At 30.9% G+C, this 20,255-nt stretch carries 19 protein-coding genes, 11 tRNA genes, 1 rRNA gene and 1 pseudogene; 28 read left to right on the top strand and 4 right to left on the bottom strand.

The window, feature by feature from the left end; translation table 11 throughout:
* Positions 1-9: 9 nt before the first annotated feature.
* The 14 genes from rrf (at position 10) to CS884_RS04825 (ending at position 3,899) form a co-directional block, all read left to right on the top strand.
* Positions 10-126: ribosomal RNA gene (rrf, locus tag CS884_RS04890) — 5S ribosomal RNA — on the top strand.
* Between the two features lie 57 nt (positions 127-183).
* Positions 184-258: transfer RNA gene (locus CS884_RS04885), tRNA-Asn, on the top strand.
* A gap of 80 nt (positions 259-338) precedes the next feature.
* Positions 339-415: transfer RNA gene (locus tag CS884_RS04880), tRNA-Met, on the top strand.
* A 24-nt stretch (positions 416-439) separates the two neighbouring features.
* Positions 440-516, top strand: a tRNA-Met gene (locus CS884_RS04875).
* Positions 517-547: 31 nt separating this feature from the next.
* A tRNA-Glu gene (locus CS884_RS04870) sits at positions 548-622 on the top strand.
* A gap of 382 nt (positions 623-1,004) precedes the next feature.
* Positions 1,005-1,079: transfer RNA gene (locus CS884_RS04865), tRNA-Glu, on the top strand.
* A 439-nt stretch (positions 1,080-1,518) separates the two neighbouring features.
* A tRNA-Val gene (locus tag CS884_RS04860) sits at positions 1,519-1,594 on the top strand.
* Between the two features lie 41 nt (positions 1,595-1,635).
* Positions 1,636-1,711 (top strand) — tRNA-Thr (locus CS884_RS04855).
* A gap of 19 nt (positions 1,712-1,730) precedes the next feature.
* A tRNA-Asp gene (locus CS884_RS04850) sits at positions 1,731-1,807 on the top strand.
* Between the two features lie 43 nt (positions 1,808-1,850).
* Positions 1,851-1,925, top strand: a tRNA-Gly gene (locus CS884_RS04845).
* A gap of 93 nt (positions 1,926-2,018) precedes the next feature.
* Positions 2,019-2,095: transfer RNA gene (locus CS884_RS04840), tRNA-Arg, on the top strand.
* An 11-nt stretch (positions 2,096-2,106) separates the two neighbouring features.
* A tRNA-Arg gene (locus tag CS884_RS04835) sits at positions 2,107-2,183 on the top strand.
* Between the two features lie 522 nt (positions 2,184-2,705).
* Complete coding sequence (locus CS884_RS04830; RefSeq protein ID WP_143434412.1) at positions 2,706-2,933, top strand: hypothetical protein; 228 nt, start codon at positions 2,706-2,708, stop codon at positions 2,931-2,933.
* A gap of 618 nt (positions 2,934-3,551) precedes the next feature.
* Positions 3,552-3,899, top strand: a complete 348-nt coding sequence (locus CS884_RS04825; protein ID WP_257875753.1) for an ASCH domain-containing protein — start codon at positions 3,552-3,554, stop codon at positions 3,897-3,899.
* Positions 3,900-4,096: 197 nt separating this feature from the next.
* On the opposite strand, the gene CS884_RS04820 is transcribed toward CS884_RS04825, so the two are convergent.
* Both CS884_RS04820 and CS884_RS04815 read right to left on the bottom strand, forming a co-directional pair.
* Complete coding sequence (locus tag CS884_RS04820) at positions 4,097-5,104, bottom strand: TrkA family potassium uptake protein (protein WP_099320927.1); 1,008 nt, start codon at positions 5,102-5,104, stop codon at positions 4,097-4,099.
* A 118-nt stretch (positions 5,105-5,222) separates the two neighbouring features.
* Positions 5,223-5,762, bottom strand: a complete 540-nt coding sequence (locus CS884_RS04815) for an NADPH-dependent FMN reductase (protein ID WP_099320926.1) — start codon at positions 5,760-5,762, stop codon at positions 5,223-5,225.
* Positions 5,763-5,920: 158 nt separating this feature from the next.
* On the opposite strand from CS884_RS04815, the gene CS884_RS04810 reads away from it, so the two are divergent.
* The 11 genes and pseudogenes from CS884_RS04810 to ltrA all read left to right on the top strand — a co-directional run bounded on the left by CS884_RS04810 (position 5,921) and on the right by ltrA (position 12,560).
* Positions 5,921-6,124 (top strand): helix-turn-helix transcriptional regulator, encoded by a 204-nt coding sequence (locus CS884_RS04810; protein ID WP_099320925.1) that lies wholly within the window; start codon positions 5,921-5,923, stop codon positions 6,122-6,124.
* 10 nt (positions 6,125-6,134) lie between these two features.
* On the top strand, positions 6,135-6,554 hold the full coding sequence (locus CS884_RS04805) for a histidine kinase (RefSeq protein WP_099320924.1): 420 nt from the start codon (positions 6,135-6,137) through the stop codon (positions 6,552-6,554).
* Between the two features lie 32 nt (positions 6,555-6,586).
* Positions 6,587-7,198: a nucleotidyltransferase domain-containing protein gene (locus tag CS884_RS04800; protein WP_219350576.1), complete on the top strand. Its 612-nt coding sequence runs from the start codon at positions 6,587-6,589 to the stop codon at positions 7,196-7,198.
* 45 nt (positions 7,199-7,243) lie between these two features.
* Positions 7,244-7,372 (top strand): hypothetical protein, encoded by a 129-nt coding sequence (locus tag CS884_RS10830; RefSeq protein WP_257875752.1) that lies wholly within the window; start codon positions 7,244-7,246, stop codon positions 7,370-7,372.
* A 15-nt stretch (positions 7,373-7,387) separates the two neighbouring features.
* Positions 7,388-7,654 (top strand): annotated as a pseudogene (locus CS884_RS10825) (nuclease-related domain-containing protein); the annotation flags it as partial.
* Positions 7,637-8,011 carry a topoisomerase DNA-binding C4 zinc finger domain-containing protein gene (locus tag CS884_RS10880; RefSeq protein WP_308216801.1) on the top strand — a complete coding sequence of 125 codons (375 nt, stop codon included), beginning with the start codon at positions 7,637-7,639 and terminating at the stop codon, positions 8,009-8,011. The pseudogene CS884_RS10825 and the gene CS884_RS10880, both read left to right, overlap by 18 nt.
* Before the next feature lie 62 nt (positions 8,012-8,073).
* A complete protein-coding gene (locus CS884_RS04790) occupies positions 8,074-8,514 on the top strand; it encodes a GNAT family N-acetyltransferase (protein WP_099320923.1) in 441 nt (146 codons plus the stop codon).
* Positions 8,515-8,574: 60 nt separating this feature from the next.
* Positions 8,575-9,015, top strand: a complete 441-nt coding sequence (locus CS884_RS04785; RefSeq protein ID WP_099320922.1) for a GNAT family N-acetyltransferase — start codon at positions 8,575-8,577, stop codon at positions 9,013-9,015.
* A gap of 108 nt (positions 9,016-9,123) precedes the next feature.
* Complete coding sequence (locus CS884_RS04780; protein ID WP_099320921.1) at positions 9,124-9,705, top strand: TetR/AcrR family transcriptional regulator; 582 nt, start codon at positions 9,124-9,126, stop codon at positions 9,703-9,705.
* Complete coding sequence (locus CS884_RS04775; RefSeq protein WP_099320920.1) at positions 9,692-10,765, top strand: DUF2871 family protein; 1,074 nt, start codon at positions 9,692-9,694, stop codon at positions 10,763-10,765. Before CS884_RS04780 ends, CS884_RS04775 begins: the two co-directional genes overlap by 14 nt.
* A gap of 514 nt (positions 10,766-11,279) precedes the next feature.
* Positions 11,280-12,560 carry a group II intron reverse transcriptase/maturase gene (gene ltrA / locus CS884_RS04770; RefSeq protein ID WP_099320142.1) on the top strand — a complete coding sequence of 427 codons (1,281 nt, stop codon included), beginning with the start codon at positions 11,280-11,282 and terminating at the stop codon, positions 12,558-12,560.
* 73 nt (positions 12,561-12,633) lie between these two features.
* Here ltrA and CS884_RS04765 read toward each other — a convergent pair whose 3' ends face one another.
* Positions 12,634-13,341 carry a B3/4 domain-containing protein gene (locus CS884_RS04765; protein ID WP_099320919.1) on the bottom strand — a complete coding sequence of 236 codons (708 nt, stop codon included), beginning with the start codon at positions 13,339-13,341 and terminating at the stop codon, positions 12,634-12,636.
* Positions 13,342-13,498: 157 nt separating this feature from the next.
* Between CS884_RS04765 and CS884_RS04760 the strand changes: the two genes are divergently transcribed.
* The gene (locus CS884_RS04760) at positions 13,499-14,752 is read left to right on the top strand and encodes a S1C family serine protease (protein ID WP_099320918.1); all 1,254 of its coding nucleotides are present in this window, start codon (positions 13,499-13,501) and stop codon (positions 14,750-14,752) included.
* Positions 14,753-15,531: 779 nt separating this feature from the next.
* On the opposite strand, the gene CS884_RS04745 is transcribed toward CS884_RS04760, so the two are convergent.
* Positions 15,532-18,006 (bottom strand): hypothetical protein, encoded by a 2,475-nt coding sequence (locus CS884_RS04745; RefSeq protein WP_099320917.1) that lies wholly within the window; start codon positions 18,004-18,006, stop codon positions 15,532-15,534.
* Positions 18,007-18,541: 535 nt separating this feature from the next.
* Here CS884_RS04745 and ylxM point away from each other — a divergent pair.
* Positions 18,542-18,865, top strand: coding sequence for a YlxM family DNA-binding protein (gene ylxM, locus CS884_RS04740; RefSeq protein WP_099320916.1), 324 nt, complete (start codon positions 18,542-18,544; stop codon positions 18,863-18,865).
* Positions 18,866-18,875: 10 nt separating this feature from the next.
* Positions 18,876-20,219 (top strand): signal recognition particle protein, encoded by a 1,344-nt coding sequence (ffh, locus tag CS884_RS04735; protein ID WP_099320915.1) that lies wholly within the window; start codon positions 18,876-18,878, stop codon positions 20,217-20,219.
* The last annotated feature ends 36 nt before the right edge of the window (positions 20,220-20,255 follow it).

Below are 20,255 nucleotides of genomic sequence, written 5' to 3'. Positions count from 1 at the left end.
GGTCATGAATATAGTGGCGATAGCGCTGGGGATACACCTGTAACCATACCGAACACAGAAGTTAAGCCCAACAACGCCGATGGTACTCGGAGGGAAGCCTCCCGGTAGAGTAGGAAGCTGCTAAACATTTAAAAACTACTAGCCAATAGGCTAGTAGAAAATTAAATGAACACAAAAAAATATGCTTAGGTAGCTCAATGGTGGAGCACCCGGCTGTTAACCGGTAGGTTGTGGGTTCGAGTCCCACCCTGAGCGCCAAGTTTTATTTATAAATTATTTGTAAAATATTGGTTAATGAAATATAATAATAAGTACAATATCAATAATAATTACTTTATCGCGGGATAGAGCAGTTTGGTAGCTCGTCGGGCTCATAACCCGGAGGTCGTTGGTTCAAATCCAGCTCCCGCAACCAAAGAAAATTTATTATTTTTTATGTGGCGAAGTAGCTCAGTTGGCTAGAGCATTCGGTTCATACCCGGAGTGTCAAGAGTTCAAGTCTCTTCTTCGCTACCATTTTTTTATTTAAAAGTTTATAAAAATTTTTGGCCCCATGGTCAAGCGGTTAAGACATCGCCCTCTCACGGCGGGTTCTCGGGTTCGAATCCCGATGGGGTCACCACAATTTATGTTACCCTTATATTTAATAATTGAGATATATTGACGGAGAACCACCGTGTTCACGTCGGGTAGTTTTTCTGATTCATCGATTGCTAAAGCATCGATTCATCTCGAAAATGAAAAGTACTAGGCACTTTTCACCCAACGAGGGACTGGGTTACGAATCCCGATGGGGTCACCATAATCTAGTTACCCTTATATTTAATAATTGAGATATATTGACGGAGAACCACCGTGTTCACGGCGGGTAGTTTTTCGGATTCATCGAATGCTCAAGCATCGATTCATCTCGAAAATGAAAAGTACTAGGTACTTTTCACCCAACGAGGGACTGGGTTACAAATCCCAATGGATTTGTAATAATTCAATTTTATAAATTTTGAGGCCCTATGGTCAAGCGGTTAAGACACCACCCTTTCACGGTGGTATCCCGGGTTCAAATCCCGGTAGGGTCACCAAATCAATTTATTTGATATTATAAAATGATAGCAATCTTTGACGGGGATATCACCGTGTTCACGGTGGTAAGTTCTTTGGATTCGCCAAAGGCTCATCTCAAAGATTTTAAATATAAATATTTAAAACCCTACAAGGGACTGGGTTACAAATCCCGATAGGGTCACCAAATTAATTTATTTGATATTATAAAATGATAGCAATCTTTGACGGGGATACCGTCGTGTTCACGGCGGTAAGTTCTTTGGATTCGCCAAAGGCTCATCTCAAAGATTTTAAATATAAATATTTAAAACCCTACAAGGGACTGGGTTACAAATCCCGGTAGGGTCAGCAAACAAGTCCCTCCGGATTTAGGAGGAGTCGCACTCAAGTACGAAATACCGAAGTACGAAAATCCCAGGGCAAAATTTATTGTCTTGAGTTAGGTATTGCTTATATGGAAGTATAGCTCAGTTGGGAGAGCATCTGCCTTACAAGCAGGGGGTCACAGGTTCGAGCCCTGTTACTTCCACCATATTTTAATCAATTACTTAGTATATTGATAAATTTTAAGTTGCTGATGTAGCTCAATTGGCAGAGCAATTGATTTGTAATCAATAGGTTGTAGGTTCAAGTCCTATCATCAGCTCCATAATACTTAAATAGTTTATGGCTCGGTAGTTCAGCTGGTTAGAATGCCGCCCTGTCACGGCGGAGGTCGTGGGTTCGATCCCCATCCGAGTCGCCATTTTTGATAAATTGAAATTGAATTTAATAGCTAGTATATTTTTGCGGATGTGGCTCAGTGGTAGAGCATCGCCTTGCCAAGGCGAGGGTCGCGAGTTCGAATCTCGTCATCCGCTCCAATTTTTACATAATTTTAAAATTTTATATAAATTTTAATTATTTCTTGCATTAATGTGATATTTGTGTTATAATTATCTCAGTCAAGATAATGTGCGCCTGTAGCTCAGCTGGATAGAGCAACGGACTTCTAATCCGTGTGCCGGGGGTTCGATTCCTCCCAGGCGCGCCATTTATTTTTTTGTGCCATTAGCTCAGCTGGATAGAGCGTCTGGCTACGGACCAGAAGGCCTGGGGTTCGAATCCTCAATGGCACGCCAAGTAGTTTTTAAATTTTCACATAATTTTTTTAGACAGGTTTTAGACCTGTTTTTTTATTAAATTTTATTAATTAGAACTGATTAGTCTATTTATATTATTGTTTTTAGAGAATATAATACTTTTCTAAGATTAGCAGCAGACCTAAGTTTTTTAATTTTATAATATGTGTAAATAGGTTTTTTGTGAAATTTATAAAAAATCAGGTTTTTTGGTAGTTTTATAAGAAATTAGTTATTGGTAAACAATGATGAGATAATTAGATGTAAAAATATTGAGCTGATTTTTTTGTGCTTTTAGGTTATATAAGATCGAGTATACTGTTATTAATAGGAGATTTGATTATGAGCATGGGATATGGAGTATCTTGCCGATTGATTTCAATGGACGATGAATGGTATGCTTACGAATACACTTCATATAATATAGATTTAGATAATTACAAATAAGCCATGAATAATTACGACGGAATTCTTCTTATAAGTAAAGATTTTTTTCCAAAGCCAACCATTATAAAGAAAAAAATGAAAAAATTAAATGGGAAAAAAGTATGGATTGAAAAAAAGAAGTACCCTGAGGTAGATTGTTGGGAGTTTTGTAGTTGTGGAAAAATTATAGTAGAAAATTCAAGTCATTGTTGGAGTTTATCAGAAGAGGGAATTGACAATCATGCCTTAAATCTATTATTTAGTTTAAATATCGAGTATCAAAAGACAGGGATTGTCCCTGAAAAATTTGGAATTTTTTCTTAGCATCTACAAAAGTAGATGTTTTTTTTTATCAATTTTTTAGGATTTTACAATATAAACATTTACTCTTAAATTTCTAAGCAAAAGATGGAGAAGATATTCTTATCGAATTTTTTGTTTTTTAAATAATAGTTGCTATTAGATGAGTTGGAAGATTTATAGTTTTCTCAAGAAAAGAAGTTTATAATTTGTAAATTAGATGCTTATCTAAAAGAGTTTTATGATATGAAGAAATTAATACTGTTAATTATTTTCATTTAGTAGTAAGGAGTTCGAATTATGTAAAATATATATTTTCCATATGATTTATCATAATCAGTGTACGTATTATGAAAATAGATTGAATTTAGTCTACTTAAATTTTTGATATCAGTGAGATTTTGAATAAAGTAGTCTTGTATTTATTTTTTAATAAAATTAATGTTTCAAAAAAGATTTTAATATTATGAAAAATACTAGCCATGGACTAATGGAATCCAAATCCAAAGAATTTTCAGATTTGCTTCATATAGTTTATAATGAGTATAAGGGCATATATAAATAGTATAAAATTTAAAAATTACAGTGTTTTATGCTTGCAATTTTTTATCTAAAATAGAGAATTATTAAAAAGGAGAAAAAATGAAAGCTCTTAGTATTCAACCTCTATATGCGACATTAATTGCTATGGGAGTAAAATGGATTGAACTTCGTAGTTGGAAGACGGATTATCGTGGATGGATTTTAATTTGCGCTTCAAAAGCTATCAACAAAAGGGAGAAAGCCACATTAATGACCGGACACGCCATAGCTATAGCAGAGTTGGAGGATATCAGACCATACAATGATAAAACAGATAGAGATGCTGCCTTTCTTTTTGACGATGAAAGTTTTGAAGGATATTCTTGGATTTTTAACCGTATAATTCCTATTCTACCTTTTCCTGTCAAAGGAAAAACTACATCTATTTTAGGTAAATTTCGAAATTGACGACTTAGAAAGCATCGATATAGATTACTCTTCTGAAAATTTCCCTAATAATCTTGTTTTATGGTGGAAAGATAATGGTTTTATCGAAGAAACAAGTAATTTACTAAGCGAAGAAGAGTAAAGAGGATTTAATGAAATTGTTGAATTTTGGGTTGGTTATAGAAATTTAAAGATAAATAAGGCTATAAATCATAGCCTTATTTGATTTCATCTCCTAGATGTCTTAATTTATCAACTTGCTCTTCTCTTCCTAGAACAATTAGTACATCTCCAATTTTAAAAATGTAATCTACTGGAGGGTTAAATTGTAATTGACCACTTTCAATCTTTTTTATTGCTAGAACGATCAGACCAGTTTTTTTAGGAATTTGAGCTTCTAATAGTGTTTTGTTTTCCAGGTAGGAAGCTTTTTTTACAATTACTTCTTCTAAATCAAGTTCAACATCACCGATTCTTGTGACTACATCCAAAAAAGAGATAATATTTGGTTTTATCATAAGTGAGACCATTCTTTTGCCACTTATTTCTACAGCTGATAAAGTTTTATTTGCACCAACTTTTAATAATTTTTCACTGCCAGATTTGCTGAGGGAATTTGCTATTATATAAATATCTTTATTAAGATTTCTTGCTGTAAGAACCGTTACAATGTTATCTACTTCACTATCTAAGGTTGAAATAAGACCCTTTGCTTTATTTATTCCAGCATGTTCCAAGATACTTTCTTCTGTGGAATGTCCTTCAATTACTAAAATGTCGTGATGACTATAATCATCAAGGTCTTTTATCTTATCAGTTATTACTACAAAATTTAAATTCTCATCAATAAATTTTTTTATTATAACCTCTGCTAATTCACCAGATCCACAAATTATATAATGGTCACTTAAAGCGGAAATTTTTTTCTCCATTTTACTTCCTTTCCACAATTCTGTAAGCTTGCCTTCAACAAACATTGCAACTACTGTTGTAAAGGTATATCCAACTACACCTACTCCTAAAAATATCATAAAAATTGAAAAGATTTCAGATTGATCGCTTGTTGTTCCAACCTCACCAAAACCAACAGTTGATATTGTAATGACGGTCATGTATAAAGCATCTACAAAATCAACTTTTAATAATATCATATAGCCTAATACGCCTATAACTATCAAAAGTATAAAGGCATAGATAATAAATTTAAACTTCTTTTTTTCTTCCATAAGATTCTCCTATTGCTCAAATAAAATGCAAATAAGCAAAAAAATAATAAGGAAAGGAAAAGAGGATTTTATATTAAGACAAAAATTCTTAACGACTAGTCCTCTTTATAATTTGTATTTATCCAATTATCTTCTTAGCAAAGCTTACAAACTCATCACAAGCTGACTTTAGGAATTTTCTTGTATCTTCTACTAATCTTCCGTCTTTGTCAAAAAGTTCATTGATTCTTGCTATATATACCTCAGGTTTGCTCATTGATATAAGATCTACACAAGTAAAAGATTGTTTTAGGGCAAGATTTGATGAAACTGCTCCCATTGATCCTATTGTTGAGCTAAATACTGCTGCAGGTTTTTTTGCCCATAAGTTGCCCTCTGGACCTCTTGAAGCTATGTCAATAGCATTTTTTAAAACTGGAGCTAGAGATCTGTTGTATTCTGGAGTGATAAAAATAAATCCATCACATTTTTTCACATCTTCTCTCAATCTTTGATATTTATCTAAAGGATTTGCTCCATCAAGATCTTGGTTGTAAAATGGCATATCGCTTAAGTCGATTAGATATGATTCCACATCTAACAAGTCTGATACTTCCTTTGCAAGTTTTTTATTCCATGAACCCTTCCTCAAAGATCCAACTAATAATCCAATTCTCATATTCCCTCCTAAAATTTAATCCTTATATACATACCCAATCTTTGATTGAAATTGACAAAATTTTAAAAAACATGTACTATAAATGTAACAAATAATTCATTATAGATTAAATTTAATATTAGAAAATATGAGAAAATATTTTATGATAGGGTGATTTTATGGATGTAGAAATTGATAATAAAATTGCAGAATTTCGCAAGGAGCTTGGACTTTCGCAAGCAAAACTGGCAAAAGCTGTAGGACTAAAAAGAAGATCAATTATGGCTTATGAAAATAAAACCATAAGTCCAACTTTAGAAACAGCCTACAAAATTTGCAAAGTTTTGGATAAGGATATAAAAGAAGTTTTTATTTTTAAATAAAGGAGAAGAAATGGGATTATTATTTAACACTAATGAAGAAATTAGCGAGAAAGTTTATAAAGATTTTAAAGATAAGGAAAACTATTTGGTTGCTTTTAAGCACAATGATTTTAAAACAGGTCTTGGTAAATTGCTAGTCAGTAATTTATGGTACACATTTGACTCAAGTAGAACTTTTATTTTATATTTTTCTTCCAAGGGAATATACGAAGAAGAAATTAGCAATTCAGTAAATAGAGATTTTTTATTAATGCCTTGGCATGAAATAGAATCTTTCACAATGGATCAGAAAAAATCTAAAGCAATTATTAATTTAATACATATAGGGAAAAAAGTTGCCTACGAAATCCCTTTTGACGGTAAGATTTTTAAGGATAATAAGAATAGCTTAGAAAAATTGATATCAAAAAATTGGAATAAAATTGATTAATAAAATTTTGAAGATTTAGAAAAGAGAATTTTATGGAAATAAAAGAAAAAATTATAAATTATTTGGAAGAAAAATACCATCCGCTAACGATATTTTTATATGGTTCCTACGCTGACGGAACAAATGATTCTACTAGTGATTTTGATTGCTTGATAATAGTCGAAGATAAAAATATAAGTCACGACGACAGCCTAGTTGAGCAAGTAAGATTAGATTGTTTTATCTATGACAAAGATGAAATAGGAAAGCTTGATAGCGATACTTTTTTGCCGATTTTCTGGGCAGAAATAGTAAAAGATAATGGCATTGGCAAAAATCTAAAAGAAAAAGTTAAAAATTACGTAAATCAAAATACTTTTACAGATGAAAATGAGAAAAATTTTCTTATTTCATGGATTAGAAAAACTTTAAAAAGAGTGGAAAAAGGAGATTTGGAAGGAGATTTTAGAGCTATTTCTTTTTTAGCAGAAAGCCTAGAAGATTATTATTTGCTTAGAGATATGTATTATTTTGGCAGCAAAAAAGCTATCTCATATCTAAAAACCAGCGACAAAAAAGCCCACGAACTTTTTGCCAAAGCGATCACCAATCGATTAAACAAAGATATAATCCAATGGGGTAAGTACATAATTTTTGATAATTAAGTATAATTTTTTATAGGAAATTATTTTTAAATTTAAGGAGAGTTTATGGAATTAAAAATTGCGATTGGTCTTTTTATTGGCTGTATCTTGTTAATAACTGTTTTTAAGTCAAAATTTAAGGGGGATATTGGAGAGATAGCTGTTGCACTAGAGGTAAAAGACCTTGATAGGTAAAAGTATGTAAAGCTTCATGATATCAAATTAATAAATCCAAGTATGCGTACAAAAACCAGTCAAATAGATCATATTATAGTTTCTACATACGGGATTTTTTGTATAGAAACAAAGGGATATAAGGGAAAAATTTATGGAAAAGAATATTCCAAACAGTGGGTGCAATATTTATCCAATCAAAAAAATAACTTTATGAATCCAATTCTACAAAATTATGGTCATATCAAAGCCTTAGAAGCAATATTAGAAGAAAATTATCCAAATATGGTTTATCATTCAATTATAGCTTTTTCGGCAGAGGCTAATCTTAAAGATATAGAAGCTAAAAGCGCAAGTATCTGTAAGATTGCTGAAGTTTCAGACACAATCAAATCCCTATCTATAAATGAAATTATTTCAAAAGAAGATGTTGATAAGATTGTAAAAATTATTGAAGATAATAAATCTATGCAAACAGATTTTTCTCATGAAAGAGATATAAAAAAATTAAAGAAAGAAAATGAGGAAAAAATTAAACTAAATATTTGTCCAAAATGTGGTGGGAAATTAGTTGAAAGAGAAGGAAAATATGGGAAGTTTATAGGATGTTCGAATTTTCCAAAATGTAGATTTGTTGTAAAAGATAAAAAACTTGACTAAACTTGGCGGGAAAATTAAATAGCACTATAAATAAAATACATATTTTAAAAAGGGTGGATTATATGCAAACTTATATAAAGCGTTTTGATCAACTTTCAACACGTGAACTATATCAAATATTAAAACTTAGGGTCGATGTTTTTGTAGTTGAACAAAGTTGTCCATATGAAGAGATCGATAATTTGGATTACGATGCTATTCATGTTTATTTTAAAGAAGACGATGAGATTATTGCCTATCTAAGGATTTTGGATAAGGGAGTTGAAAGCGAAGATGTTGCAATTGGAAGAGTGATTTCTGCAAAAAGAAGATGTGGAATAGGCAGCAAACTTTTAAGTGAGGGAATAAAGGCTGCCAAAGAAAATTTTAAAGCAGAAAAAATTTATATAGAAGCTCAAAGCTATGCAAGAAAATTTTATGAAAACTTAGACTTTAAGCAAATTTCTGAGGAATTTTTGCTGGATGATATCCCTCATATAAAAATGGAATTAATAGTAGATTAATATTTTTTAAGCAGATATTAGAAAATTACTATTATTTCACTAATAGAGCTAGTCAAAGATATGAAAGAAAGAAAAATTACAGATGAAATAAGTCTTATTCCTTATTTTGAAAATTATGAGCTTACATTAACTTGGTATCAAGATTATGATCTCTGCAAACAAGTGGACAATATAGACTATATTTACGACAAAGACAGACTTATCAGAATGTATAAGTATTTGAATGATCATGGCCTTTGTTACTATATTAAATATAAAGAAAACTTGGTAGGGGACATCTCTCTAACAGATGATAATGAAATAAGCATAGTTATAGCAAAAGATTTTCAAAATTTGGGAATAGGTAAGCTCTGCATTAAAGAAATCATAAAACTTGCAAAAGAGTTAGAAAGAAAAGAAATAAAGGCAAATATTTATTCTTTTAACAAGCAAAGTAAAAAGGTATTTACTTCAGTTGGATTTAAACAAATAGATGAAGAAATATTTGTTTATAAAATTTAAAATATAAGCAAGCATAATAATTTTGTATTTAAATTTACTTGACAAATGACATGGTGTCACATATAATATTTTTTGTAAATGACACAGTGTCATAAAAGGAGGTTTTATTTGCCAAAAGATACTTTTTACAATTTAGAAAAGGAAAAAAAAGATAGGATTACAGAAGTTTTGACTAAAGAATTTTCTGACAAAGCCTTTGCTGATGTAAATATTAAGACAATAGTAGAAAATTTATCTATAGCTAGAGGAAGTTTTTATCAATATTTTGAAAATCTTTATGATTCGTATTTTTATATTTTGGATAACAAAACATACGACATTCATTTGCTTTTTATGCAAACTTTAAAGAAAAATAATGGCGATATTAGCCTTTGTCTTGATGATTTTGGCTATGAAATTGCCGATATAATCTTTGATGATTCTTGTTACAATTTATACAAAAATAGATTTCTTCATTGGAATGAATATTTAGAAGAAAATCGGATCAAAAATCACCAGGATTACAATAAAGTTTTTGAAAAGGCAAAAGAAATGGGTGTTGACCTAGAAAAAGTAAACTTCTTTAGAGCTGTTGTCCATGCGCTTATTCAGAGAAATTTTAGAGAAAAATGGGACAAAGACTTATTTATTGAAAAATATAAAATCCATATAAAATGGATAAAGGAGGGGATTTTTAATGAAGCTAGGTGAAAGTTTTTTTGATATAGGATATTTAATTTTGGTAATAGCTTTTGGAGTAAGGCTATTATTAGAAAAAAACAAAGAAGCAAAATTATTTGGAATTATGGCAATTTTGTTAGGCGCTGGAGATAGTTTCCATCTTTTGCCAAGAGTAATTTCACATTTAAGTCCTGGTGGATTTGAAGCTAACCTTGCGGCTTTATCTTGGGGGAAATTTGTTACGAGCATAACAATGACGATTTTTTACGTCTTATATTATTATTTTTATAAAAGTCAATCAAAAGATTTAGACAATAAGAAAAAAATTCTCGTTTACGGACTTGCAATAATCAGAATAATTTTAGTTTTAATGCCAGCTAATAATTGGGGTGGGGCCAATGAGTCATACATTTGGGGCATTTATAGGAATATTCCATTTGCGATTTTGGGCCTTGTTCTAATAATTTGGTCATATAAGGAAAAAGAAAAAGTTGGACTTAAGCATATGTGGTGGCTAATCTTATTAAGTTTTGCTTTTTACATTCCAGTAGTCTTATTTGCCGATAAATATCCAGGTCTTGGAGCATTAATGATGCCAAAAACATTAGCATATTTATTTATAGTGATTTTTGGCTTTAAATATTTTGTTAGAGAACATAATAGTTTCTCAATTTTGGCAAACTCCTTAGTATTTTTAATTATGGGAATAATGGGTGGAGTATTTTCAAGAGAATTTAACAAATTTTATAATTTTACAGAATTTAATTATATAAGAATCGTTCACACGCATAGCTTAACTTTGGGATTTTTCTTAGGATTAATTTTCTATTTGCTAGTTAAAAATTACGACAAAGAAAAAATTGTTTCTTTAAAAAAATCCTATCATATTTATATGACAGGACTTGTAATTACAATAATAAGTATGATGCTAGGTGGAATTTACACAGTAGTTTCCCAGGGGGAAAACATAATAAATCCTATGGCAGTCTCATTAATTTCAGGAATCGGACACAGCATACTAACAGTTGCTTTAATTTCTAATGTATATAAAATTTATAAATTTGAAAATATTAAAAAAGTCATAATATAAAAAAATGCCGGCAAATTAATTTTGCTGGCATTTACAGTATGACGGGCATGTTCTAATGCTGGGGTGAAAATCCCTACAGAGCGTAGTTACCAACGAATCTAATAGCGACCCCGAAGTTTTAGGTGGCGACATCTAGGAGAGAAGAACGGGTAGCGAAATCGTGGCTTGACGAACAGGAACAGAATATAAGGCGTAACAGGTGGGCAAGCTAGCTGTAGATAGCAAAGACCCAAAAGGTAACCGTAAACCCAAGGCGTAAATTCTGCAAGTAAACGATGAAAGTATTAGGGCTTATCCCGTGAGGTCTCACTAGCGAAGAAGTAGTAACAACGAATAGTGAGAAGTCAGCAGAAGTCATAGTAGGTGGAAACACCGAAGGACCGAACAATTTAAAAGCACAAGCAAAATGTATGTAGCATAACAAATCTGACAGAGAAAGTAGAAGAAACGTAAATGAAATCAAAATCTTACACCTAAGAAAAAGTTATGTAAGCGGAAAGGAGCAAGTGCACACATGGAAGATAAACTAATCAGTCAAATCCTAAACCCAGAAAACATGCACCAAGCAAAAGTAAAAGTCATCTCCAACAAAGGAGCAGCTGGAACAGACGGCATAAGTGTAGAAGAAATAGATGAATACATCAAAGAAAACTGGGCAGGGATAAGACAAGAAATAATCGAAAGACGCTACAAACCACAACCAGTACTCCGAGTAGAAATCTCAAAACCAAACGGAGGAAAAAGAAAACTTGGAATACCAACAGTAATGGACAGAATAATCCAACAAGCAATCGTACAAGTCCTAACCCCGATAATAGACAAAAGATTTTCTGAAACAAGCTATGGCTTCAGACCAGAAAGAAACTGTCAAATGGCAATAATCAAAAGCCTAGAATATTTAAACGACGGGTACGAATGGGTAGTAGACATAGACCTAGAAAAATTCTTCGACAAAGTGCCACAAGATAAACTAATGAGCATAGTCCATGAGCACATCAAAGCACCAGACACAGAATCACTAATCAGAAAATACCTAAAAGCGGGAATAATGAACAAAGGTATATACGAGAAAAGTGAAATAGGAACCCCACAAGGAGGAAACCTATCACCACTGCTAAGCAACATAATGCTAGACAAACTAGACAAAGAACTAGAAGCAAGAAAACTTAGATACATCAGATACGCAGACGACTGCTTAATATTTGTAGGAAGTAAAGCAGCAGCCACAAGAGTAATGCACTCAATAACAAGATTCATAGAAAAGAAACTTGGCCTAAAAGTAAATGCAGAAAAAAGTAAAATAACAAGACCAAGCAAAATAAAATATCTAGGATTTGGCTACTGGAAAGACAACAAAACAAATCAATGGAAAGCAAGAGTCCATGAAACATCATTTAAAAGATTCAAAGACAAAATGAAGAAACTCACCACAAGAAAATGGTCAGTATCCTTAGAATACAGAATCAAAAAGTTAAATGAAGTAATAAGAGGCTGGATAAACTACTTTAAAATAGCTAGTATGAAAAGTAAACTAAAAAGTTTCAGCGAGCACCTAAGAACAAGACTAAGAATAATCTGCTGGAAAATGTGGAAGGTACCGAAGAAAAGACAATGGGCGTTAAGGAAAATGGGAATAGTAAAAGACCTAGCAAGATTAACATCCTATTGTGGAGATAGGTATTATTTTGTAGCAACGAAAACCTGCTTAGTAAGAGCAATCACAAAAGAAAGGTTAAGCAAAACAGGCTTAATTGACCCTTATGATTACTATATAAGCAGGACATGTGTAAATTAAATTGAACCGCCGTATGCCGAACGGCACGTACGGTGGTGTGAAAGGGGCTAGATCTTAGCCCCTATTCGATTTTTTATTTCAAAACTATTTCAGGATCATCTTTTGTTAAGATTTTTATTTCAGTTTGGCAATCTAAATATTTCTCGAAATTTTCTGCAACTGTTTTTAGAGCTTCTTTTTGATCTTCATCTCTATCAGGATCAACTGATTCCATAAAGAAAATGGCATTTTTGGTATCTTCAGTAATCATTGACCTTACACAATCACGCCAATTAAAGCATCTGCAGATTGCACCCTCATCATCAACATAAGCTAATTCTCCAGGTAAAGTTTCTGATGTTTCATCATCACCTAAAGCTTGGAAGCTATCTCCACCATCAGTGATTTTTAAAACCATATTTCCTACGAATTTATCGATATCTTCTGCTCCACCAGGTAGGGCATATGTTAAAGAAACAGAATTATAAATATCTACTAAAGGGTTAATTGATCCAACAGGATTACCTTTATCAACTCTTTTTAATAAAGCTTCTATGGCACATCTAGCACCTTTTTTGGTTTTGAATTTCTTGAAAGCGTCTCTCCAAACTTTGATAACTTTATTTTCTGAAAAAACTGGTTCTGTCAAATAATCGTAAGCTTTTTCGTTGGCTTCATCAAGCATTTGTCTAATTTCTTTACTTGAACTTTCGTTATTTTTTATATCACGCAAAAGAACTATTCCAATTTTTGCATCTGGGAATAATTCAAAAAATGATTGGTCGGCAATAAATTTACTCATAGTATCCTCCTATATTATAGATAATTTAACTTATAGATAATTATATTAAATTGTACAAATAAGTCAAATTTACCATGTTTTAGCGAACTTTATATAAACTTAATCTAATAAAGAGTAGTATAATGGTATAGAAATTTTAGAAAGGAAAGGAATAGTTATGGCTAATAGAGATAATTCAAAAAAGCAAGGACTACCTTCATTTGTCAGTGCCTTGCTAGGTGCTATTGTAGGTGGAATATTAGTTTATGTTCTAACTACTACAATTTCAGTAAAAAGTAATGATCAAAAAGCTTCAAATGAGCCTAGTAAACAAATAGAGGAAGTAGAAAATGCTTCTAAGGCTAATAATAATAAAAAGATAGAAATAAAAGAAAATGAGTCAATGGAATCAGTTGTAGTAAAAAAATCGATTGATAGCGTTGTAGGTATTACTACAGTTTCAAAAGTAGTAAAAAATACTTTTTTTGGACCACAATCTGGCTACGCAGAAGGAGTTGGCTCTGGGTCTATAGTAAGTAAGGATGGATATATAGTAACAAATTCCCACGTTGTAAGCGATGGCGATGTCAACGAGATAAATGTATTATTTTCTGATGGTTCGAAAGCGCCTGCTAAACTTGTTTGGAATGATGCAACACTAGATCTAGCTGTTGTAAAAGTTGATAAAGAAAATTTACCAGTAATGGAATTGGGCGATAGCGATAAAGTTGGTGTAGGTGATAGAGTAGTAGCAATTGGAAATCCACTAGGCTTAGAACTTCAATCCACAGTTACAAGTGGTATTATTTCAGGCCTAAATAGAACTGTAAGCTTTAATACCGGAGCTCAAATGGATGGATTAATGCAAACAGATGCTGCCATCAACGCTGGAAATTCTGGCGGGGCTTTATTAAATGCAAAAGGGGAGCAAATTGCTATAAATACCGCAAAAGCTGGCAACAGCGATGGAATTGGTTTTGCAATTCCAATAAATATTGTAAAGCCAGTAATTGATCAAATAAAACAAAATGGAAAATTTAATTCTGTTTATTTGGGAATTACAGGCCAATCCCTAGACTACTTTTTACAATATCCACAAATAAATCTTGGTGATTTGAAAGATAAAAAAGGTGTTGTAGTTGCAAGTGTATTTGATGATAATGACCTACTTAAAAAAGGAGATTTAATTACTGCTATAGATGGAAACGAAGTTACAGATATGATTTCACTAAAAAAACAACTGCTAAATTATAAGGTTGGAGATAGTGCAAAAATAACTGTTTATAGAGATGGAAAAACAATGGATATTGATTTTACCTTTACCCTAGATTCTTCAAAAGTAGATCAATATAAACAGGCAAATCCAGATAATAAAATAGAAAATAATGACAAGAAAGAAAGGGGATTAAATCCATTTTTCAACTTACCATAAAAAATTTAAAGGTGTCAAGAGTTTTCCTTGACACCTTTTTTATTTAGTCGTATAATAGCTAGGTCAAGAAAATTTCTTGATGCTAGTTTTATTCTATAAATTGTTTTATATTGCAGTTTTAAACAGCAAGGAATTATTAGATGGAAAAAATTGTTAAAGTAGCCCAATTATTCGACATATATGGCTCACTACTAAATGAACACCAAAAACATGGGTAAAATTGATTAATTTGCCCATGTTTTTTAGTGAAAATAGTTTCAAAATTCTCGAATTTAATTTTATTGATAAATATTTAAAATATTTTACAATATATAATGTTTAGTGAAAGAATATTTAAAAAAATAAATAAAAGTAGAAAATTTATGAACAAAAATAGAAAATTATAAGTGCTAGTCTAGCTTTAGCACTTGGAGTAAGCCTAATAATTCCTAATGCAAAAGCAAATGAAGAAAAAACAGTAGAAAAAGCTTTAAAAGAGCCAGTAAAAACAAGTGAAAATGTAAAAACAGAAGAAAAATTTGATGTAGAAAATGAAAAAATCACTATAAAGAAAGCTCCAGTAAATTAAGCCGAAGAAAAAAATCCAGATGTCGACCCAGAAAAACCAGATGTTGACCCAGAAAAACCCGACGACAATACAGAAAATCAAAAAACTAACGAGGAAAAACCAAAAGACGAAAAGAAAGTAAAACCTAAAGAATATAAAATGAGCATCAACCTTGTCTTTAAGAATTTGGTTGATACTCATTTTTTAAAAGAATATTAAAGAGTTTGTGAGTTTATTTTCTTTTCTTTTTTAAAGCAAAAAGAGCTGATAGGGAAAGTGCCAAGGAAGTTCCAACAAAGGATAGGCTTTCAACACCTGTTTTTGGAGAGGTGCTTCCTTGAGCCTTTCTTTTATTTTTATCTTCTTGTTTTTTATTTTTTTCGTCCGGACGATTTTTATTTTTTTCCTCGTCACTAGCATTATTTGATGTATGTGTTTGATCTTTTGGCTTTAATTTTACATTATTTAGGGCATCGGTTAATTTGTTATTTAATGAAAGAATATCATTTATTGTTAGATTTTCGTCTTTAGTTGCTTTTTCTATTTCTTCAATTACCTTATTTAAATTTTTATCATTTATTTTCTTGCTAGTTTTTAATAAATTTTCAAGCGACTCTTTTGCTTTTTGGATAGATTCTTTTTCTTCTTGTAAGCTTAGGGCGTCTTTTTTATTTTTAAGATTATCTTTTGCTAAATCAAGGTCATCTTTTGCCTTGTCTATATCTTTTTGCAATTGTGTTTTTTCATCTTGTGCTTTATTAAGTCTAGCTTTGATTTCATCTACTTCTTTTTGTGCTTTTTCAAGCATTTCTTGAGCTTTTTTAGCTTCATTTTTTGCTTTATTATATTTTTCCTTAGCTTCATTTATTTTTTCATCGTCTATTTTTTCTGGCAAATTATTTGTAAGATTTTTTATCAAATCTTCAAGTTCTTTGACCTTTTTGTCAGCTTGATCTTTTTGGATTTTTGTTTTATTCAAATTTTCGCTGGCTGTGTTTAGGTCTTTGGTTGCCTCTGCTATCAAATTTTCATTTGCTTCAGTTTCTTTTTTCTTAGAATCTAGGAGATTTTTTGCATCTTCTAATTCTTTTTGTGCTTTTTCGTATTGGGCATTAGCTTGATTGAAAGAATCGGTTAAATTTTTAAGATTTTCTTTATTTTTATCTACTTGTTCAAGCAAATCATTTGCATTTTCTAAAGCTTTTGCATAAGCTTCTGCTTGTTCAACTTCTGCCAAAGATTTTAAATAAATATCAGATTTCTCCTTTAATAGGGGAAGTTTTTCCTTTAATATTGCAAGATTATCTTCAAATTCTTTGGAATATTTTTCTATAATTTTTCTGGCATCTTTTCTGAAAAACTCATCTCTACTTGAATCGTAAGCAATATTTTTTTGCTCTTGCAAAACTTCACTTGCATGTTGTAATTTCATCCAAGCCTTATGGTATTCATCTTTAATCATTTCGTAATCATGTCTTTTGCCATTTCTTTCTAAATACAAGTCGCCTAATTTATTATTTGCATCATCAGCTTTTTCTTTTAGATTATCCTTGTTTAATTTTTCATCTAAAATTTCTTGTATTACCATATTTTTGGCATTTGCTTGGCTTTTTTCTTTGATATTTTTTTCGAGATCTGTGAAATCACCATTATAATCTTTTATTTTGTCAAGTTCATTTTGAGCCTTGTCATTTAAATTTTTGTAATCTCCAGTAATTTTATCGCAAATTTCATCAATTTCTTTTATTTGATTATTTAATTCATCAATTTCTTTTTGTTTTGCCTTATATCCTTCACTTGTTGGAGAAAGCCAATTAAGATCCTCTTTGGCTTTTAGCAATTTTTGTTTAAGTTCTGACTTTTTATCGCTTATATCAGTCTTATCTTTCTCATAATTTTTAATAGACGCATAGAGTTTATCCAAATCTTCATTGTGAGAATTTAAAGAATTGCGTGAATCATCAACTTTTGATTTTAAATTATCATAATTTTTATTTTTTTCTGTCAAATCTTCTTTTTCATTTTCCAAAAAATCATCAGAATTTTTTTGAGCTTGGTCTAAATCTTTTTTTGCCTTATCTTTTTTCTCCAAGGCATCGCTTGCTTTTTTCTTTGCTTGATTCTCATAAATATCTTCTTGAGCTTTCTCATTTTTCTTAGCCTCTTCAAGCTTATTATTTGCCAAGTCTAGGGCTTTTTTCTTTTCGTCAGCTTTTTGTTGAGCTAAATTTAAATTCTCTTTTGCTTTTTCTTGTTGATTTTTAGCAATATTAAGTTCTTCTTTTGCTTTGGCTAAATTTTTGTCAGCCTCAACTTGTTTATTCTTTTTTTCCTTAAGATTTATATAGTCATCACTTGCCTCACTTTGTTTTTTGGAAGCAGAAATAAAATCATTATCAGCTTTTTTCTTATTTCCAATGGCTTTATTAAGTTCATTTTGTAAAGATAAAACTTTTTTATCAAGTTCTATTTTTTCATTTTCTTTAGCTTTTAAATTTTCATTTGCAAGATCTAATTCTTTTTGTGCCTTGCTAAGTTCATTTTCAAGATTTTTTTCATTTAAATTATCAGCAAAGCCAGTAGAATTTTCTTTATATTCAACCATATTTTCATCATTATTAGATGCGTAAGAATTACAAACGGGATTAATAATCCCCAAGCCCATAGCTAAAATTAGGGCAGTAGCGATTTTTTTATTCTTTTTCAAAATTTAAACCTCCATAATGTTAAATTTTTTCTATTAAATTATAATTAAATAAATAATGATTATTTGATTTTCATTTAAATAGGAATTTTTTTAAATTTCAAATCATTTAAATAAAAAATTTAAAAAAGCAAATTTAAAATGAAAATTCAAAGGGAATAATCCATAATGATAATCATTATCATAAATAAGATAACAAAAATTTTTTTCTTTGTATATCAAAATATTGTCTTTATTGAAAATAATACTAAAAAATAATTGTACAAATAAATTTGTAATATTAAATAGGAAATTTTTTATTTTTAATTTTAAAATATTTGAAAATTTTTATAAACAAAAATATTTTCAAATTTCAAATTGATTTTGCTTGAAATAATTTTATTTAAGATTGAAAATTCAAGAAAAAAATAGTCAAGAAAAAGTCTTGACATTAGATTGAATTGCTAGTATACTTTATAGGTCAAGAAAATTTCTTGATGATTAGTTTTATTCTATAAATTGTTTTATTTTAGAGCTTTAAACAGCAAGGAATTATTAGATGGAAAAAATTGTTAAAGTAGCCCAATTATTCGACATATATGGCTCACTACTAAATGATAAACAAAAAGATGTGATAAATTGCTATTATAACGAAGATTTGTCCTTACAAGAAATTGCCGATAACAACAACAAAAGTAAGCAAGCAATTTCAGAGATGATAACAAGAAGCGTTGATAAACTATTTGAGTTTGAAGATGAGCTTTCTTTGCTAAAAAAGAAAGAGGAGCTCAAAGATGCTCTTATGAGTATAAGAGAGCTGATGGAAAGTTCAAATTATGAACAAGCAATTTTAAAGTTGAATGAACAGATAGAAAATATTTAGGAGTGATATTATGGTGTTTGAAGGTTTAGCAGATAGGCTCCAACAAAGTCTTGGAAAACTTACTGGTAAAGGGAAATTGACAGAAAAAGACATCGATAATGCAATGAGAGAGATAAGACTTTCACTTCTTGAAGCTGATGTTAATTATAAAGTTGTTAAGAATTTTGTAAAAAGAATCAAGGAAAGATCCCTTGGTGAAGATGTTATGAAATCTTTGACACCTGGTCAAATGGTAGTAAAAATCGTAAATGAAGAACTAACCGATTTGATGGGTAAGGAGAATTCAAAACTTGACCTTAGAGGATCCACTCCTCACGTTGTAATGATGGTAGGACTTCAAGGCTCAGGTAAGACAACACACTCTGGTAAACTCGTTTATAAACTAAAAAAGGAAAATAGAAATCCTATGCTAGCAGCCCTTGATATTTATAGGCCTGCAGCAATTGATCAGCTAAAAGTTGTTGGGAAAAATGCTGGCGTTTTTGTTTTTGAAGAAGGCAAAAAAGATCCAGTAGAAATTGCCAAAAATGCCAAAGATTATGCAAGAATCAACAATTACGATACTGTAATATTAGATACTGCAGGTCGTTTACAAATTGATACTGACCTAATGGATGAGCTAAAAAAAATCAAAGAAGTTAGCAAACCTGACGAGATTTTGCTTGTAGTTGATGCCATGACTGGTCAAGAAGCTGTAAATGTAGCCAAAATTTTTGACGAATACCTTGACATCACAGGTGTAATTTTAACCAAGCTTGACGGTGATGCTAGAGGTGGTGCAGCCTTATCAATAAGAGAAGTCGTTGGCAAACCAATAAAATTTGTTGGTGTAGGTGAAAAGCTAGAAGATCTTGAAGCTTTTTATCCAGATAGAATGGCAAATAGAATCCTAGGCATGGGAGATGTCCTATCATTAATCGAAAAAGCTCAAAATCAAATTGATTTAGAAAGTGCCAAAGAGCTTGAAGAGAAGATGAGAAATCAAAGTTTTACCCTAGATGATTTTATGGCACAAATCAATCAAATTAGGAATATGGGACCATTGGAAGATCTATTAGCAATGATTCCTGGAGTTAACAACAAGATGCTTAAAAATATTAACGTCGATGATCGAGCTTTTGTAAAAATCGAAGCATTAATTAACTCAATGACCAAACAAGAACGTGAAAAACCAGAAATTATCGGCAAAAGCAGAAAAGAGCGCATAACAAAAGGCTCTGGAGTCGATGTCAAAGAGCTAAATAAACTATTAAAGCAATTTAAAGAACTAAAAAAGATGATGAAGCAAGTGTCAAATATGAAAGGCCAAGCTAAAAGAACAAGAGGATTTAGGATGCCTAAATTCCCATTTTAAAACAATATTAAATTTTAGTAAAAGAAAGGAAGAAAA

This window comes from Anaerococcus sp. Marseille-P3625 (genome assembly GCF_900232825.1).
Lineage (GTDB): Bacteria > Bacillota > Clostridia > Tissierellales > Peptoniphilaceae > Anaerococcus.
The sequence above is the reverse complement of the archived record's forward strand: the minus strand, read 5'-3'. Positions and strand labels throughout refer to the sequence as shown.

Excerpts from the sequence above, each read along its gene's own strand:
- CS884_RS04830 (WP_143434412.1), top strand. The coding sequence starts at position 2,706 with ATGAAAAAATTAAATGGGAAAAAAGTATGGATTGAAAAAAAGAAGTAC.
- CS884_RS04825 (WP_257875753.1), top strand. The coding sequence starts at position 3,552 with ATGAAAGCTCTTAGTATTCAACCTCTATATGCGACATTAATTGCTATG.
- CS884_RS04820 (WP_099320927.1), bottom strand. The coding sequence starts at position 5,104 with ATGGAAGAAAAAAAGAAGTTTAAATTTATTATCTATGCCTTTATACTT.
- CS884_RS04815 (WP_099320926.1), bottom strand. The coding sequence starts at position 5,762 with ATGAGAATTGGATTATTAGTTGGATCTTTGAGGAAGGGTTCATGGAAT.
- CS884_RS04810 (WP_099320925.1), top strand. The coding sequence starts at position 5,921 with ATGGATGTAGAAATTGATAATAAAATTGCAGAATTTCGCAAGGAGCTT.
- CS884_RS04805 (WP_099320924.1), top strand. The coding sequence starts at position 6,135 with ATGGGATTATTATTTAACACTAATGAAGAAATTAGCGAGAAAGTTTAT.
- CS884_RS04800 (WP_219350576.1), top strand. The coding sequence starts at position 6,587 with ATGGAAATAAAAGAAAAAATTATAAATTATTTGGAAGAAAAATACCAT.
- CS884_RS10830 (WP_257875752.1), top strand. The coding sequence starts at position 7,244 with ATGGAATTAAAAATTGCGATTGGTCTTTTTATTGGCTGTATCTTGTTA.
- CS884_RS10880 (WP_308216801.1), top strand. The coding sequence starts at position 7,637 with ATGGTTTATCATTCAATTATAGCTTTTTCGGCAGAGGCTAATCTTAAA.
- CS884_RS04790 (WP_099320923.1), top strand. The coding sequence starts at position 8,074 with ATGCAAACTTATATAAAGCGTTTTGATCAACTTTCAACACGTGAACTA.
- CS884_RS04785 (WP_099320922.1), top strand. The coding sequence starts at position 8,575 with ATGAAAGAAAGAAAAATTACAGATGAAATAAGTCTTATTCCTTATTTT.
- CS884_RS04775 (WP_099320920.1), top strand. The coding sequence starts at position 9,692 with ATGAAGCTAGGTGAAAGTTTTTTTGATATAGGATATTTAATTTTGGTA.
- ltrA (WP_099320142.1), top strand. The coding sequence starts at position 11,280 with ATGGAAGATAAACTAATCAGTCAAATCCTAAACCCAGAAAACATGCAC.
- CS884_RS04765 (WP_099320919.1), bottom strand. The coding sequence starts at position 13,341 with ATGAGTAAATTTATTGCCGACCAATCATTTTTTGAATTATTCCCAGAT.
- CS884_RS04760 (WP_099320918.1), top strand. The coding sequence starts at position 13,499 with ATGGCTAATAGAGATAATTCAAAAAAGCAAGGACTACCTTCATTTGTC.
- ylxM (WP_099320916.1), top strand. The coding sequence starts at position 18,542 with ATGGAAAAAATTGTTAAAGTAGCCCAATTATTCGACATATATGGCTCA.
- ffh (WP_099320915.1), top strand. The coding sequence starts at position 18,876 with ATGGTGTTTGAAGGTTTAGCAGATAGGCTCCAACAAAGTCTTGGAAAA.